Source organism: Aeribacillus sp. FSL K6-2848, from assembly GCF_038004325.1.
Taxonomy (GTDB): domain Bacteria; phylum Bacillota; class Bacilli; order Bacillales; family Aeribacillaceae; genus Aeribacillus; species Aeribacillus composti.
Window position 1 is genome coordinate 3,389,775 of record NZ_JBBOQQ010000001.1, and the last position, 15,460, is coordinate 3,405,234.

The following is a 15,460-nucleotide window of genomic DNA, read 5'->3' on the forward strand; positions in this document are numbered from 1 at the left end:
GGACGATAAGGAGGATCATCTTTTTCCTTCCCTGTTGGAGACACATTTTGTTTATTTATAAGGAGGAAAAAGATGCGGAATATTTTGTATATCGTAGTCATGATCACTTTTGTTGCACTAACTGGATGCAGCGCTGGCAGCTCAAATCAATCAGGCTTTTTCCAGCAAACATTCGTTGAACCTTTTTCAATTATTATTAAAACTTTTGCGGACTGGTTTCACGGCAGCTATGGAATCGCGATTATTTTAATTACGGTCTTGATTCGGTTGATTCTTATGCCGTTAATGCTTCGCCAATATAAAGACCAGCAAAATATGAAATTGAAAATGGAGAAAGTTATGCCGGAGATGAAGGAGCTGCAAGAAAGGTTTAAAAAGGCGAAGGATCAAGCAGAACAACAAAAAATTCAAAAGGAAATGATGGATTTCTATCGAAAGCACGACATCAATCCATTGAAAATGGGCTGCCTTCCCATTATTATTCAAATGCCGATCATCATGGGGCTGTATTATGCCATTCGCGGTTCGAAAGAAATTGCAACACATTCATTTTTATGGTTTAATCTCGGAACACCTGACCTTATTTTGACGCTTTGTGCTGCAGCTATTTATTATGTGCAATTTAAAGTTTCCATTAGAACGGTACCTGAAGATCAATTGCAAGGACCGATGAAAATGATGGGAATGCTGTCGCCGCTAATGATAGGAACAGCTTCTTTTGCTTCACCCGCTGCCTTGCCTCTTTACTGGACAGTGAGCGGATCATTCCTTATTCTGCAAACATTACTTGCGCAAAAGCTCTACTATAAACCAATAGAAAAAGAAAAAGGCCAGAACTCTGAACAGTAGAATCAGTAGCCGTACAAAAATACCTTTTGCGAACAATATGAATAAATTAGCGAATTGATCTTTCCTCTTGCGTTAGACAGTAAAATAACCTGTCTAGCGCAGGAGGAAATTTTTTTGGTTGAAAGGGACTGTGAAAATCTTCGTGCTTATCTTCTCTCCAACATTCAAATGAATCTGCTGAAATTTTTCCTTCAAAAAATCTTTTTGAACAGCTGTTACTAGAAACTGCAAAACAAAAGAAGGGACCTATGTCAGGCCCCTTTTCACATTTAGCTGGTTTTACTTTCTTGTTTTTTAAAAAAAGTTTTCATCGCATGAAACACATCTGCTTTTTGCTTTAACACAAAATAGCGGAATTTTGGATTGTTGATGTTTTTATAAGCAGACATTAAGGTGGAGTATCTGTTGTACTGGTTGACCTCGCCGTAACAAAAGATGTTGCAAATTTTCATCAGTTCTTCCACAAGCTTCACGCATCGGCTGTTGTCTGAAGTTAAATTATCTCCATCGGAAAAATGGAATGGATAAATATTGTACCGGGAAGGCGAGTATTTATCTTCAATAAGTGCTAATGCTTTTCGATAGGCAGAAGAACATATAGTGCCTCCGCTTTCACCTTTTGAAAAAAATTCATCCTCAGTGACAACCTTTGCCTCCGTATGATGGGCAATAAATTCAATATCTACCGTTTCGTATTTCGATCTTAAAAATCTAATCATCCAAAAGAAGAAACTTCTCGCCATGTATTTTTCCCATATTCCCATAGAACCGCTCGTATCCATCATTGCAAGCACAACAGCTTTTGACTCTGGTTTTTCCACTTCGTTCCAAGTTTTAAATTTCAAATCTTCCGGATATATCGGATAAAAACTTCGTTTTCCTGCCATCGCATTTCGTTTAAATGCCGAAAGCATTGTCCGTTTTTTATCAATGTTTCCCATAAGGCCTGTACGGCGAACATCGTTAAATTCTATTTTTTCAGCAATATTCACATCCATTTCCTTTTGCTGTAAATCTGGAAGTTCAAGTTCCTGAAAGAACGCTTTTTCCAAGTCCATAATCGACACTTCAGCTTCATAATAGTCCTCTCCAGGCAAATCTCCAGCGCCTTCACCTTTCCCAGCTGCTTGTGCATCATTGCTGCCATCCCTCGCAACGACATCGCCAATTTTACTGTCTCCCTCTCCTTGGCCGACATGTTTGTTTTTGTCATAGTTATATCGAATTTTATATTCATCAAGCGACCGTATCGGAATTTTTACTACATTTTTTCCGTTTGACATGATGATGCTTTCTTCTGAAATAAGATCAGGGAGATTATTGCGAATCGCTTCTTGCACTTTTTCTTGATGGCGAACTTGGTCATCATGGCCTTTACGATGGAGGGACCAATCCTCTCTAGAAACAACAAAGTGATGGTTCCCTTTGGATGTCATTTTTTTCCCTCCCTTAAAAAACTTGGCAATTCTTTTATTATATTCATACGAATGGGTTTGTTTGAAAAATAAGAGATTATTCTATCATATGCTTGAATCTTCCATAATTGACATGCTGTTATAAAAAACAGCTATTGCACACCTTTTTTGATTGGAAATTTTGAAAAAAATAGCGCCCATTGGGCGAATCATGAATGAAGCCAGCTTCAATTGTCAACGATTTAGCAAGCTGCCTACATAGCGAAGAAGTTCATTGGCAGATGTCGAATTGTATCCATATTCATCAATGAGTCTCGCTACAACCTCGTTAATTTTCTTTAATTGCTGTTCGTCAGGCGTTTTAGTTGACGTTGTAATTTTCACAACGTCCTTCAAATCTGCAAACAATTTTTTTTGAATAGCTTCGCGCAACCGCTCATGGGAATTGTAGTCAAAACGTTTCCCTTTTCTTGCATATGCTGAAATGCGAATCAAAATTTCTTCTCGGAAAGCTTTTTTTGCATTTTCTGAGATGCCGATTTGCTCCTCAATCGAACGCATCAATTTTTCATCCGGATTCATTTCCTCGCCTGTCAGCGGATCGCGGATTTTGCTTTTATTGCAATACGCTTCAACATTATCTAAATAGTTGTCCATTAAAGTTTTTGCTGATTCTTCATATGAATAGACAAACGCCTTTTGAACCTCTTTTTTCGCAATTTCATCGTATTCTTTCCGCGCGATGGAAATGAAATTCAAATAACGCTCACGGTCTTCTTCTGAAATCGAAGGATGCTGATATAAACCTTCTTTTAACGAACGAAGTACATCTAACGCATTGATAGAAGGCACTTCTTTCCGAATAATGGTAGAAGAAATCCGATTGATGACGTAACGAGGATCGATGCCGCTCATTCCTTCTTCCGGATATTCTTTTTTTAGCTCTTCCACATCTACAGCATTAAACCCTTCAACCAATTCTCCGTCGTAAAGCCGCATCTTTTTCACAAGATCGATATCCGATCTCTTCGGCTCCTTTAAACGGGTTAAAATAGTAAACATTGCCGCTACTCTCAATGTATGAGGAGCGATATGAACATCGGATACATCGCTTTCTTTAATCATTTTTTCGTAAATTCTTTCTTCATCGGAGACCTTTAAATTATACGGGATCGGCATGACGATAATTCGCGAATGGAGAGCCTCATTTTTTTTGTTTGAAATAAATGAACGATATTCTGTTTCATTCGTGTGAGCGACTATGAGCTCATCAGCTGAAATGAGCGCGAATCGGCCCGCTTTAAAATTTCCTTCCTGAGTTAGAGATAGCAGATGCCATAAAAATTTTTCATCACATTTCAACATCTCTTGAAACTCCATCATTCCTCTGTTTGCCTTGTTAAGCTCTCCATCAAATCGATAAGCCCTCGGATCGGATTCTGAGCCGTATTCAGCAATTGTAGAAAAATCTATACTTCCCGTTAAATCGGCAATATCCTGCGATTTTGGATCAGACGGACTGAATGTGCCGATTCCTACCCGTTTGTCTTCTGAGAAAAAAATTCGTTCAACTAAAACATCCTCAATTCTTCCGCCGTATTCTTCTTCAAGGCGCATCATATTAAGTGGAGATAAATTGCCTTCAATTCGAATGCCGTATTCTTTATAAAAGTCATCGCGAAGATGGTGCGGAATTAAGTGCAAAGGATCTTCATGCATCGGGCAGCCTTTAATTGCATAAACTGCACCTCTATCGGTTTTCGAATATTCTTCTAATCCCCTTTTTAACAAAGTGACAAGTGTAGATTTTCCGCCGCTGACAGGACCCATTAACAACAGAATTCTTTTTCTTACATCCAGCCGCTTAGCAGCGGGATGAAAATATTCTTCCACAAGCCGTTCCAATGCTTCGTCCAGTCCGAAAATTTCCTGGTTGAAAAATTTATATCGTTTTCGGCCATTAATCTCCTCAATCCCTGCATCTTTTATCATATTATAAACGCGAGAGTGGGCGGATTGGGCTATCCATGGTTTTTCTTTTAATATTTCCAAATATTCAGCGAAGGTGCCTTCCCATTTTAAGCGCTCTTCCATTTCTCTATGCTTTTCGATTTTTTTCAAAATATCCATCAGGGACCTCCTCCATCGTTGGTTTGAGCACCAGATTAATACAATTTATGCGAGGATGTCCTTAAAGATGATTTTTGATTAGCTTAATATTTGAAAATGAGTTAAAAAATTTTGACAAAATGACAAACCTTAGGGAAATTCTTTCACTCGTTGGGAATGTTAATGTATAATAAAACTAGTAATTTTTGATTACGTTGTACATATGAAGGAGGGATCTTTTTCATGAAAACTGCTTTAGTTTTAGGTGTCTGCATCACATTTTTAATTGCTATTTTCACTGCAGGATACAACGATAAACCTGGTGTCAACAAAAAATAATTTTGTGCATATTGATGATTTGTTCACAAGTAGTCCTCCCGATAATTTTGTGAAGCGATAAAGCAGGTAGGGAATTGCGGCTTGTTTTAGTTCCATGAAAATAACTCCAAAAACATAAAAGGGGTGCTAATTATGGCGGTAGAAAGAGTATTTATCAGCCCTGCAAAATATGTTCAAGGTAAAAATGTCATTACAAAAATCGCGAATTATCTTGAAGGAATTGGAAACAAGACAGTCGTGATAGCTGATGAAATAGTTTGGAAAATTGCTGGGCATACAATTGTAAACGAATTAAAAAAAGGAAATATTGCAGCCGAAGAAGTAGTTTTTAGCGGAGAAGCTTCGAGAAACGAGGTAGAAAGAATCGCGAATATTGCAAGAAAAGCAGAAGCTACTATTGTAATCGGCGTTGGTGGAGGAAAAACGTTAGATACCGCAAAAGCGGTAGCGGATGAATTAGATGCTTATATAGTGATTGTGCCGACAGCTGCTTCAACTGATGCTCCAACTAGTGCTCTTTCTGTTATATATTCTGATGACGGCGTATTTGAAAGCTACCGTTTTTATAAAAAGAATCCAGATCTTGTACTTGTCGATACGAAAATTATCGCTAATGCTCCGCCACGTTTACTTGCCTCTGGAATCGCTGATGCACTTGCAACTTGGGTGGAAGCACGCAGTGTTATAAAATCCGGAGGAAAAACGATGGCGGGCGGTATCCCTACAATTGCAGCTGAAGCAATTGCAGAAAAATGTGAACAAACTTTATTCAAGTACGGGAAGCTTGCCTATGAATCAGTAAAAGCAAAAGTGGTCACCCCTGCGTTAGAAGCGGTCGTCGAAGCAAACACGCTCCTTAGCGGACTAGGTTTTGAAAGCGGCGGTTTGGCAGCGGCTCATGCTATTCATAACGGATTTACCGCGTTAGAAGGCGAAATACATCATTTGACACACGGAGAGAAAGTGGCATTTGGTACTCTTGTCCAGCTCGCTCTCGAAGAACATTCACAACAAGAAATTGAACGCTATATTGAGCTTTATTTGAGCCTTGATTTGCCAGTCACGTTGGAGGACATTAAATTAAAAGATGCTTCACGCGAAGATATACTAAAAGTCGCTAAAGCAGCAACCGCAGAAGGGGAAACAATCCATAATGCATTCAATGTGACAGCTGATGATGTAGCAGATGCGATTTTTGCTGCTGATCAATATGCGAAAGCATATAAAGAAAAACACCGCAAATAACGTTTTGAATTGGCATTTCTTCATGGGATACCTTGTTGACTGCAAAAAAGGCCAGGCGCTTTGACAGCTCTGGCCTTTGTATTTGCTTTTTTAACCTTATGGTAGTCCGCTCCTTCTCATACTTCCTTTATATTTGAACAGAATAACCGCCAAAAATAATGTATATTTACAATCCGAAAGAAGCCCAAAACTAAAAGTGTTTAAGATAATCCATGAAAGCTTTGCTGTCTTAGCGCCTCATACACTAAAATAGCGGCAGTGTTCGACAAATTTAATGCCCGAACGTTTTCCGTCATTGGAATGCGCAAACACCGATCTTCATTTTCTGCAAGCAATTCTTTTGGAAGTCCTGTTGTTTCACGTCCAAAAATGAAGAAAATCTCTTTGGAAGGATCACTAAAATCATAGCTCGTATAATATCGTTTTCCAAATTTAGTTATATAGTAGAAATCCCCGTTCTGGTTTTGCTGAAAAAAATGGTCAAGAGAATCATAATAATGAATGTTTACAAATTCCCAATAATCAAGCCCTGCGCGTCGAAGCATTTTATCATCCGTTGAAAAACCTAAAGGACGAATTAAATGAAGGGCTGTATTAGTCGCCGCACAAGTTCTAGCAATATTTCCAGTATTTGCAGGGATTTCTGGTTGATATAAAACAACGTGTAATGCCACAATGATTCACCTCGAAAACTATTATAACATTTTTAAGAATCCTCATTATCATCAATGATATGAAAAAATTTATATTGAATGTTTTCTGTATAGGCAGTTGAGTCTTCGTACGACCAATATCTCATTCGGCTGTTGGATGTTTGGGCATTGACAAGCGGCATATCGCTTTTATCTTTTGCAACAACAAATGTTGAATGGTCAAATCTGCCGTCGCCTTGAAAATCATAACAAATCACATCCCCGGGCTTAAGCAGCTCAGGAGACGAAACTTCTTTCGCTCTAAGTCCTGTTTTCGATGTGGACAAATACAGCATCAGCGCATGAGCTACAGACCAGCTGTAGCTCCAATTATTATTCGCAAGCCACCATCCTGATGACCGGTTCGGGTAGCCTCTCATCGGCGCATCACCGGCACGTAAACATTGGGAAACATAATTTGTACAATTTACGTCAAAATAAGGATAATTCGGATTTCTGCTGTTCCACCACCGTTCCGCATATTGGACGCTTTTCAACCGATCATATTGAAAAGAAACCCGTTCATCTTTTTCTTGCCATTTTTCGTTTGTCCAATCATCCTCTTCATCTTTATGAAAACAGTCTTTTAGTTTAACTTCATCAGATATTAAATGACCTTTATTGGAAAACTTCGCTACCCGCTCTTCCCCAATTTCTTCTATATATAAAAAATCACCCTGCTTATAAAGAAGCCTGTAATCACATAAATAATCTACAACGGTTGCCTCATCTTCGATCTGTTTCGGCCATTTTATGAGACAAGTCGCTTTCACTATTTCCGCTTTTCGTTTTGCTGCCAGCTCTTTTTTCTTTTCACACCATTCAAGCTCTGAAGATTGCTGCCGATTGTGATTGACAGATTTGTTCACTAAAAATTGCAGCTTTTCATTTATTTTTCGATAAACAGCCTGTACGTCCACATTTGTCACCACCATTTTCGTTTCTTCTATATACGTATGATGGTGACAATTAAAATCATGCTTTCAACATTTCAATTCCTTTGACAATTTCATTCTTTACTTCTTCATCTTGTTCTTTTTCCAGAGCTTTTTCCAATTCAAAAAGCACTGATTGATCTCCTATCCTTCCAATCGCCCATGCGGCGGTTCCCCGAATAATCGGTCTTGAATCTTCGTGCATCAGTTTAATTAAGTCAGGCAAAGCCGTTCTATCTTTATAATGGGCTAAAGCGATGATCGCATTTCGCTGAATCGGTTTTTTTCCTCTCCATGAACCAGCTATATGGCCGAATTTTTCTTTAAACTCGCGGTTTGAAATATGAAGAAGCGGCTTTAATTTTGGCTTTGCAATTTCAGGATCCGGTTCCATTTCAGAATGGATATGGAAATCCTTTCCTTTATTTTCCGGACAAACAAGCTGACAAGTGTCACAGCCGTAAAGCCTGTTTCCGATTTTCCCACGGTATTCATCAGGCAGAAACCCTTTTGTTTGCGTTAAAAAAGCAATACATTTCTTTGAATCGAGCTGCCCGCCTTGTACGAGCGCACCAGTCGGACATGAATCGACACATATGTTGCAGGATCCGCATCGGTCTTCAATGGGGCTGTCGGGAGGAAAAGGAATATTTGTAATCATTTCGCCCAAATATACATAAGAGCCGAATTCCGGTGTAATAATCATGCAGTTTTTTCCGCTCCATCCGATACCGGCTCGCTCTGCTACGGCCCGATCCGACAGCTCCCCCGTATCGACCATCGATTTAACCTGTGCTCCGTCCACTTTTTCTAAAATAAATCTTTCCAGCTTTTTCAACCGATCTTTTAGAATCACGTGATAGTCTGTCCCCCATGAAGCCCTGCAAAATAAACCGCGCCGCTCTTTTTTTGTACTTCTGGGAGCATTTTTCATTTTTGAAGGATATGCCAACGCTATAGAGATAATCGATTTTGCTTTTGGAAGGAGCAGCTCAGGATTTGTCCGCTTTTCGATATCAGGCTCCTCGAATCCTGACTGATATCCTAACTGCTGCTGTACAATTAGCCGCTCCTTCAATGTTTCAAAAACATCAGCACTCGCAAAACCGATTTTATCGATTCCAATTTGCTTGCTGTATTCAATAATTTCTTGTTTGAGAACTGCGAAATCCACACCGCTCCACCCCCTTTATTTTTATTTCAAAAAATATATAAACTATGTTAAGATAAAATGGCTGAAAATAGGAGGGAAATCAATGGAATTTTTTATTGCTGAAGAGGTCAAACAACGAATTCCTCACTTTAAAATAGGCTTAATTGAGTATGATCATATTCAAGTATCCGAATCCCCCCAAATGTTAAAAGGGAGACTTCGTTTCTTTCAAGAATCTATTTTTTTCGATCTAGAAAATAAAAATGCAGCTGAATTAGACGGCATTCGAGAATGGCGGGAAGTCTTTAAGCGTGTTGGCACTGATCCTAATCGATACCGCCCATCCAATGAGGCTCTTTTTCGCCGCGTTCAAAAACAGCAATACTTACAGTCTATCCATTCAGCCGTTGACTTAAATAATTTTTTCTCCTTGAAATATGAAATTCCGTTAGGCATCTACGACCGAAACAAAATAAAAGGACCTATTACGTTAAAAATCGGTAAAAATGGCGATTCATATGATGCCATCAACGGCCGCCAAGTGAATTTGGAAAATAAACTAGTAACCTGTGATGCAAACGGACCTTTCGGAAGCCCCTATGTTGATTCTAAGCGAACAGCAGTACAGCTTTCGACAACAAGCGCTTTACATATCGTTTATTTAAAGCCATCGATGCGGACAGAAGAAGCAAAAAAATTACTTGAAGCGATGGCAAACATGTTTGTTCAAATTCACAGTGGAGATGCTCGCCAACAAATTTTCGCTTAAGCCTCTCCCTTTTCTTTCTTTTAATGGCATGGCAGCCATATACAAAATTTCTATAATGAAAAAACGCAATGCTTCGTTTGCTTATAAAAACGAAACACTGCGTTGATGAATGATATGTATGGAGCGGGTGATGGGAATCGAACCCACGACATCAGCTTGGAAGGCTGAGGTTTTACCACTAAACTACACCCGCATATATTATTCGATTTTCTATTAAAACGAAAAACACGCATTTGCCATGCCTCTTCCTCTTCCAGCTTATTCGAAGAAGTAAATGCGTCGAGGCAACTCGATGCTTATTCATTGAAGCATCGCTCGTGGCTGAGGTTTTACCACTAAACTACACCCGCATACATTATTTCTTTTCTATCAAGACGAAAAACACGCACTTGCCATGCCTCTTCCTCTTCCAGCTTATTCGAAGAAGGAGATGCGTCGAGGCAACTCGATGCTTATTCATCGAAGCATCGCTCGTGGCTGAGGTTTTACCACTAAACTACACCCGCATACATTATTTCTTTTCTATCAAGACGAAAAACACGCACTTGCCATGCCTCTTCCTCTTCCAGCTTATTCGAAGAAGGAGATGCGTCGAGGCAACTCGATGCTTATTCATCGAAGCATCGCTCGTGGTAGCCGTAATGCAATGACGGGTTTTATTATAGCAAAGCGAAAATGACGGTGCAACGGAAAAATGTAAAAAAAACGACATTTTTTTATGTTTTTGTCGAAATTGTGAACAAAATAGATACCAAGCTGTCCATTTAACACCCTATACCACTGAAAAAAGCATTAAATCAACAAGTTTTTCTTATTTCGTTCATATATTTACAAAGCTGGTGGTAAATGTCCGGCGTTTAAATGTAAACTCCGAAATCATGGCAAGCTTAGATAACAGTTAGATTGAACCCCTCAGTCATTCCTTCGCAAACTAAATTTATCAACCAACATAAAATACTAAGAGCTGAGAAGATTCCTATAAAATCAGAGTAAAGTTAAGACCAAATGATAACTATACCTCAAAAACTACACCATTTTGATTCATTGAAAAAATGTGATGAGCGCACTTATCCCATATCTTTTAACTTTCTATAGCACTTTCGTGACTACAGCTCCCATACCTTGCCCATTTCAGAGCTGTCAAGAATTTTTTCAAAGATAAATATACACTTATCCGGTGGATCAAAAATCTGCCTTTTTTATATTACTATAAACAACTTGCTCTTCTAAAAATTCAGCTGATGAATCGTTAAAAGAATCGAGTAGGAGGGAGCGATTAACTCCCGTCCTCTCACACCACCGTACGTACGGTTCCGTATACGGCGGTTCAATTAAGATAATTGACGCAAGTTTTCATAACTTCCGTGAATAGCTGTTCTCTTTATGCCAGTGGTCACTCCACCCTCCAAGAGGTCTCCCACGGGATTCACCGCTTCCTCCCTCAAGTGAGGTACTACGTTTTCTGTGTTCATCATGACTCACTGAATGCCAAGGGCTATTCTCTCTTAATTGTTCGGTCCTTCTTAGTTGTTCTAGACCAACTAATACTATGACCTCTGCTGACTTCTGACGGTTCAGCTACTTATCACTAAGTAGGTTATGAAGCGTACTTCACATATCCACCAGACCTCCCCGGGTAAGAGTGTAATCTTTCCTTCCATCCATCTGCTTCATTTACTCTGTATCACCTTCGGCAAAAAGGGCTTTGTTTTGTCTTGCAAACTCACCCAGTGATACCTAGCCTCATATGAAGTTCGTGTTCCGAGAGACCTTAAAGTTTGCCGCTCGCTTCCTTCAGATTCCGCGTCACCACGGACACCCTTGCGTTAAGCTAACTGCTACTTCTGCCTTCGCAGCTCGGGACTTTCACCCTATAGATTACACCCATGCCGGGCGCACAAGTAAAAAATCGACGTTCAAAAACGCCGATTTTCACCTTATTTTTTCAACATTTCAAACACTTGCTCGACATCCTTATCTCCTCTGCCAGAGAGATTAACGATCACAATATCCTCCTTGCTTAGCTGCGGGGCAAGTTTCATCGCATATGCTACAGCATGTGAACTTTCAAGGGCAGGGATGATTCCTTCCAACTTAGATAATTGCTGAAAAGCTTCCAAAGCCTCTTTTCCAGACACCGTAACATATTCTGCCCGTCCGGTTTCCTTCAAATAGCTGTGCTCTGGACCAATTCCAGGATAATCAAGCCCTGCTGCAATAGAGTAAGTCGGCATTGGATCATTATTTTCGTCAAGCAAAGTTAAGCATTTAAATCCGTGAATAACAGCTGGAACACCTTTCGTAAGCGTTGGTGCCTCTTCCGGCTCCACTCCTATTAATCTTACGTTTGGTTCGTCCAGATAATGCGCAAAAGCTCCGATTGCATTGCTTCCTCCTCCTGCACAAGCAATCACTGCTGTTGGAAGCTTCCCTTCTTTTTCAAGAATCTGCTTTTTCGACTCTTCACTAATAACCGATTGAAAATGCTTGACAATTGTTGGATACGGATGCGGGCCGACAGCAGATCCAAGCAAGTAAAACGTGTTTTGGTAATTTTCCACATAATCAGCTAAAGCTGCATCCACCGCATCCTTCAAACGTCCTTGTCCTTTTTCAACCGGTACTACCTTTGCACCAAGCAGCTCCATCCGAAACACATTTAATGCCTGCCGCTCTGTATCGAGCTTGCCCATATAGATGGTGCATTCCATTCCAAACATCGCACACGCGGTTGCTGTTGCAACACCGTGCTGTCCAGCACCCGTTTCTGCAATGATTCTAGTAGCCCCCATCCGTTTGGCAAGCAAGATCTGTCCAATTGCATTATTGATTTTATGTGCTCCGGTATGATTTAAATCTTCACGTTTTAAATAAACTTTCGCGCCCCCGAGCGCTTCTGTGAAATTTTTCGCATATGTCAGCGGATTTTCTCTACCAACATATTCTCTTAAATAATATGCCAATTCTTCATTAAACGTTGAATCGTTTTTAAATTTTTCGAAATTCTCTTCCAGTATGTCCAATGCTCTTTGCAAATCCTTTGGAACAAAGCTTCCTCCAAATTGGCCAAAATAACCCTTCTCAACTGTTTGCTGACTCATCTTACTCATCTCCTCTAAGCTTTTATTCAATTATAGCAAAACATGTTCAAATCAAACACTTATTTTTAGAATTTCTGCCGCTTATTATTTTGCATAGTTTAGCTCCCAAACTACACCGAATTTATCGATTACCACACCATATTTTGAATTCCAAAAAGTATCTTGCAATTCCATTTTGACCTGTCCGTCTTTCGCTAATGTTGTAAAAATTGAATTTATTTCATCTTCTGACTCCAAATCCAATGTCAGCCATATATTGTTCCCCTTCGTCACCGGTGAGAAAACATCGGCAAAATAAAGTACACATGATTCGTTAATATGCAGCTCGGCATGAATATATTTTCCTTCGTGGCCTTTAAACATTTCTTTTCCATCGGATGTCTCTACATTTTTGAGTTCTCCTCCAAATACTTGCTGATAATATTGCAACGCTTCCTTACAGTTATGCAAATAAATATGAGGGATTATTTTTTTCATCTTTTTTACCCGCCTTTGCCAGATTGTAGGGATAAACATTCTTCTCGTCCATTTTATCATAAGGGAATGACACCTTGTTTTATATAAAAATAAACGGGTTAAATGATTCAAAGCTTTTTCTTTTGTCCAAACTAAAATCTTTATGAAATAGAGCATTACTAGAAACAATTGAAATATTCTAAAATATAAAATGAAGTTAAAAAGCGCAGCGTGATGCAGGTTACCTGCTCCGAAAATAGTTTTCAAATTGGTAAACAAGAAACATCTTGTTATATTGTGTAATCTTTCTTAACGAGATACTTAGCAAAAAATTCAAATTATGTAAAAATCAATTTGGAGGACACATTCATGAAGAAGAATGACTACTTTCATTCGAAAAATTACACCGGGAATCATTTACATGTAGACAACTTTAAAGATGAATTTTCCCCTTTTATCGAAGGAATTGCCTGGGAAAGAACTGATGGCACAATGGATTTATTTTTTGACGATTTAAAAGAGGAAGAATTTCAACAATTATTTGCAAATAAAGAGCATTATTATGATAAATTTAAAGGTGGATTTATAGAAAATGTTCAAACAAATGAGGAAGCGTATGAAAAATTTCGTCAATGGGTGGATGAAGTACTGGAACCGTTTAGAAATGGCCAAAAATAAGCGAATGTTCCATTGAAATGCATTTTGCAAAATTCTCCCATATTTTTACTACAAATGAAAGAAGGGATCCTATCACATGAAAAAAGACAGTTGGAATGCAGCTTTGTATGATGCAAAACATTCATTTGTTTCCAAATTTGGAGAGCATTTGCTTGATCTGTTGGAGCCAAAAAAAGGTGAACGTATTCTTGACCTCGGCTGCGGTACGGGAGATTTAGCCTGGAAGCTTTACGAATTAGGAGTTGACGTCGTCGGAATTGATAAATCAGAAAATATGATTAATCAGGCTAAAGCAAAATACCCCGGTTTAAGCTTTGAGGTGAAGGATGTTCTAAATCTTGGATACCGCAACGAGTTTGATGCCGTTTTCTCCAATGCAGTTCTTCACTGGATCAAGCCGCCAAAACAGGCGTTAATCAATATATACCAGGCCTTAAAGGAGAACGGCCGTTTTGTAGCGGAATTCGGCGGCAAAGGCAATGTCAAAACGATTACCGATGCCATCCGAAATGAATTCAATAAATTGGGCATGGAGGAATTAGCAGACCAATTTCCTTGGTATTTCCCGAGCATTGGTGAATATTCATCGTTGATGGAAGAAGTGGGGTTCCGTGTCGTGTTCGCCCAGCATTTTGACCGCCCAACGCCATTACATGGGGAAAATGGGGTAAAAAATTGGATAGAGATGTTCGCTGGCAGCCTGTTTAACAGTTTGACAAACGAAACAAAAAATCTTATCTTCACAAACGTGGAAAACAACTTGAAAAACGTCATATATAAAAATGGCATCTGGTTTGCCGATTATAAGCGAATTCGCGTCATCGGGATTAAAGAATAGCACGTAAAGAGGCGTCTCATATCTTCGCGAATTGTTGAATCTAAAAGAAAGTGAACAATATGTAACTTTCTCAAAAAAATTTTGGAAAAAGCTAAATCTCCAAGAGCTTAAAGTTGCTTCTTATTTTCTCTTGATTTATGCTCAAATTGAAGGCTATTAGAATAACAGCTAAGAGCCTCCATATATTGACAGAATATAAAAATGATGATAGCATAAAGCGAACTATTTCAATAAGATTTATATGTTTTTTTAGAATCGTAGAAAGGAGCATAGTAGTAAATGAGCAAAGTTGTAATTATCAATGGAAGTCCGTTTCCATCATCAAGATTAAATGGATTAATCCAATATGCTGAACAGCAATTGCAGCAAAAAGGAATTGAGATTGATTACATTCAAGTAGTACAGCTGCCTGCGGAAGATTTAATCAAAGCAAAATTCGACAGCGAGGCGATTCTGAACGCCAACCAAAAAGTAGAACAAGCTGACGGAATTATCATCGCAAGCCCAGTGTATAAAGCAGCTTATACAGGCGTATTGAAAACATACCTTGACCTACTTCCGCAAAAAGGGCTTTTGGGTAAAACAATACTTCCGTTGTTTATTGGTGGCACATTGGCTCACCTTCTATCTATAGATTATGCGCTAAAACCAGTGTTATCCACAATGGGAAGCAGATATATTCTAGGAGGCGTTTATGCCGTTGATGCCTGGGTAACCAGAGAAGAAAATGAACAATACAGCTTGTCTGAAGAGCTGGTGCAAAGATTGGACGCAGCAGTAGAGGAATTTGCGAATGCTTTAAATGGACAAAAAGCATGATCAGCTCCTAATCAAAACTCAAAGGTTTTTTTGTTCGTACTTGATTTCGCAAAATTGCCGCT

At 39.1% G+C, this 15,460-nt stretch carries 13 protein-coding genes and 1 tRNA gene; 6 read left to right on the forward strand and 8 right to left on the reverse strand.

What is annotated here, in order from left to right; genetic code table 11:
- Positions 1–72 precede the first annotated feature (72 nt).
- The gene (yidC, locus tag NSS70_RS16360) at positions 73–849 is read left to right on the forward strand and encodes a membrane protein insertase YidC (protein WP_066250911.1); all 777 of its coding nucleotides are present in this window, start codon (positions 73–75) and stop codon (positions 847–849) included.
- Positions 850–1,118: 269 nt separating this feature from the next.
- Here the strand turns inward: yidC and yhbH are convergent, their stop codons facing one another.
- Both yhbH and NSS70_RS16370 read right to left on the reverse strand, forming a co-directional pair.
- Complete coding sequence (gene yhbH, locus NSS70_RS16365) at positions 1,119–2,285, reverse strand: sporulation protein YhbH (RefSeq protein WP_339197200.1); 1,167 nt, start codon at positions 2,283–2,285, stop codon at positions 1,119–1,121.
- Between the two features lie 213 nt (positions 2,286–2,498).
- Entirely contained in the window at positions 2,499–4,394 is a 1,896-nt protein-coding gene (locus NSS70_RS16370; RefSeq protein WP_063387245.1) for a PrkA family serine protein kinase, read from the reverse strand.
- 450 nt (positions 4,395–4,844) lie between these two features.
- Between NSS70_RS16370 and NSS70_RS16375 the strand changes: the two genes are divergently transcribed.
- A complete protein-coding gene (locus tag NSS70_RS16375) occupies positions 4,845–5,957 on the forward strand; it encodes a glycerol dehydrogenase (protein ID WP_327863191.1) in 1,113 nt (370 codons plus the stop codon).
- 200 nt (positions 5,958–6,157) lie between these two features.
- On the opposite strand, the gene trmL is transcribed toward NSS70_RS16375, so the two are convergent.
- Genes trmL through queG form a run of 3 tightly spaced genes read right to left on the reverse strand, consistent with a single transcriptional unit; the run spans position 6,158 to position 8,758 of the window.
- Positions 6,158–6,631, reverse strand: a complete 474-nt coding sequence (gene trmL, locus NSS70_RS16380) for a tRNA (uridine(34)/cytosine(34)/5-carboxymethylaminomethyluridine(34)-2'-O)-methyltransferase TrmL (protein WP_094244585.1) — start codon at positions 6,629–6,631, stop codon at positions 6,158–6,160.
- Positions 6,632–6,663: 32 nt separating this feature from the next.
- Positions 6,664–7,584: an amidase domain-containing protein gene (locus NSS70_RS16385; RefSeq protein WP_339197202.1), complete on the reverse strand. Its 921-nt coding sequence runs from the start codon at positions 7,582–7,584 to the stop codon at positions 6,664–6,666.
- A 40-nt stretch (positions 7,585–7,624) separates the two neighbouring features.
- The gene (queG, locus tag NSS70_RS16390; protein ID WP_063387242.1) at positions 7,625–8,758 is read right to left on the reverse strand and encodes a tRNA epoxyqueuosine(34) reductase QueG; all 1,134 of its coding nucleotides are present in this window, start codon (positions 8,756–8,758) and stop codon (positions 7,625–7,627) included.
- Between the two features lie 82 nt (positions 8,759–8,840).
- Between queG and NSS70_RS16395 the strand changes: the two genes are divergently transcribed.
- A complete protein-coding gene (locus NSS70_RS16395; protein ID WP_339197207.1) occupies positions 8,841–9,506 on the forward strand; it encodes a B3/B4 domain-containing protein in 666 nt (221 codons plus the stop codon).
- A gap of 119 nt (positions 9,507–9,625) precedes the next feature.
- Here NSS70_RS16395 and NSS70_RS16400 read toward each other — a convergent pair.
- From NSS70_RS16400 to NSS70_RS16410, 3 genes are all read right to left on the reverse strand, one after another.
- Positions 9,626–9,699: transfer RNA gene (locus NSS70_RS16400), tRNA-Gly, on the reverse strand.
- 1,744 nt (positions 9,700–11,443) lie between these two features.
- Entirely contained in the window at positions 11,444–12,607 is a 1,164-nt protein-coding gene (gene trpB, locus NSS70_RS16405; protein ID WP_063387240.1) for a tryptophan synthase subunit beta, read from the reverse strand.
- Between the two features lie 84 nt (positions 12,608–12,691).
- Positions 12,692–13,084: a VOC family protein gene (locus NSS70_RS16410; protein ID WP_063387239.1), complete on the reverse strand. Its 393-nt coding sequence runs from the start codon at positions 13,082–13,084 to the stop codon at positions 12,692–12,694.
- Between the two features lie 348 nt (positions 13,085–13,432).
- Here NSS70_RS16410 and NSS70_RS16415 point away from each other — a divergent pair, with 348 nt between their 5' ends.
- From NSS70_RS16415 to ssuE, 3 genes are all read left to right on the forward strand, one after another.
- Positions 13,433–13,741, forward strand: a complete 309-nt coding sequence (locus tag NSS70_RS16415; protein WP_339197210.1) for a hypothetical protein — start codon at positions 13,433–13,435, stop codon at positions 13,739–13,741.
- Between the two features lie 76 nt (positions 13,742–13,817).
- Positions 13,818–14,579 carry a class I SAM-dependent methyltransferase gene (locus NSS70_RS16420; RefSeq protein WP_339197212.1) on the forward strand — a complete coding sequence of 254 codons (762 nt, stop codon included), beginning with the start codon at positions 13,818–13,820 and terminating at the stop codon, positions 14,577–14,579.
- A gap of 279 nt (positions 14,580–14,858) precedes the next feature.
- Entirely contained in the window at positions 14,859–15,398 is a 540-nt protein-coding gene (gene ssuE / locus NSS70_RS16425) for an NADPH-dependent FMN reductase (RefSeq protein WP_339197214.1), read from the forward strand.
- Positions 15,399–15,460: the final 62 nt, after the last annotated feature.

Excerpts from the sequence above, each read along its gene's own strand:
- trpB (WP_063387240.1), bottom strand. The coding sequence starts at position 12,607 with ATGAGTCAGCAAACAGTTGAGAAGGGTTATTTTGGCCAATTTGGAGGA.
- ssuE (WP_339197214.1), top strand. The coding sequence starts at position 14,859 with ATGAGCAAAGTTGTAATTATCAATGGAAGTCCGTTTCCATCATCAAGA.
- NSS70_RS16385 (WP_339197202.1), bottom strand. The coding sequence starts at position 7,584 with ATGGTGGTGACAAATGTGGACGTACAGGCTGTTTATCGAAAAATAAAT.
- NSS70_RS16415 (WP_339197210.1), top strand. The coding sequence starts at position 13,433 with ATGAAGAAGAATGACTACTTTCATTCGAAAAATTACACCGGGAATCAT.
- NSS70_RS16370 (WP_063387245.1), bottom strand. The coding sequence starts at position 4,394 with ATGGATATTTTGAAAAAAATCGAAAAGCATAGAGAAATGGAAGAGCGC.
- yhbH (WP_339197200.1), bottom strand. The coding sequence starts at position 2,285 with ATGACATCCAAAGGGAACCATCACTTTGTTGTTTCTAGAGAGGATTGG.
- NSS70_RS16395 (WP_339197207.1), top strand. The coding sequence starts at position 8,841 with ATGGAATTTTTTATTGCTGAAGAGGTCAAACAACGAATTCCTCACTTT.
- NSS70_RS16420 (WP_339197212.1), top strand. The coding sequence starts at position 13,818 with ATGAAAAAAGACAGTTGGAATGCAGCTTTGTATGATGCAAAACATTCA.
- NSS70_RS16410 (WP_063387239.1), bottom strand. The coding sequence starts at position 13,084 with ATGAAAAAAATAATCCCTCATATTTATTTGCATAACTGTAAGGAAGCG.
- yidC (WP_066250911.1), top strand. The coding sequence starts at position 73 with ATGCGGAATATTTTGTATATCGTAGTCATGATCACTTTTGTTGCACTA.
- NSS70_RS16375 (WP_327863191.1), top strand. The coding sequence starts at position 4,845 with ATGGCGGTAGAAAGAGTATTTATCAGCCCTGCAAAATATGTTCAAGGT.